General features: G+C 55.5%; 1 protein-coding gene. It reads left to right on the top strand.

Going from position 1 to position 512, the window contains the following annotated elements; genetic code table 11:
• Positions 1-185 precede the first annotated feature (185 nt).
• Positions 186-470, top strand: coding sequence for a hypothetical protein (locus tag ACOCD2_RS26230; protein ID WP_293682323.1), 285 nt, complete (start codon positions 186-188; stop codon positions 468-470).
• Positions 471-512: the final 42 nt, after the last annotated feature.

Here is a 512-nt window from a genome sequence, read left to right as displayed (position 1 = left end):
GATGATGGGCTGACACAGTCCGGAGGTCGCCTTCGATCCAAAATAACTGCCCATGGCTGTTGATCCATTCGATGTGTTGGGTCAATAGCATAGACTCGGCGTACTATCAAGCGTGTCTTCGACCTCGTGATAGATTTTGGGACATCCCAGTCCCCAAAATCGACTCGGCCTTTGACAACCTATTCGTGCCCCAGCCGTCCTGGTCACCAAGCACTACACAACAACTTCGCAAGCTCGTTGCTGCTCCGTACTTGTCTCCCAATGACTGGACGCCGCGTTCGAATGCCTACTTTGCTTCCCCTCTGGCGCTATGCGCACGACGGGTAAGCAGTGCGGCCTCGCGGCTACTGGGGACTACCAGCCTTCGCTTCGCTCTCCATGGCTGGCAGCGGATGTCAAGCCTCTACAGACATGAAAAAGCGATTGTAGATCCATGGAGGCAGGCTTGTACTCATCTTAGGGGTGAGTAGTTACCCTGCCGCGCTAGGAACAACGGGGCGACGGCGTATGCT

It is taken from the genome of Thiolapillus sp. (assembly GCF_048562965.1).
Taxonomy (GTDB): domain Bacteria; phylum Pseudomonadota; class Gammaproteobacteria; order Chromatiales; family Chromatiaceae; genus Thiolapillus; species Thiolapillus brandeum_A.
Note: the sequence above shows the minus strand (reverse complement) of the source record. Positions and strands in the feature narration are given on the sequence as shown.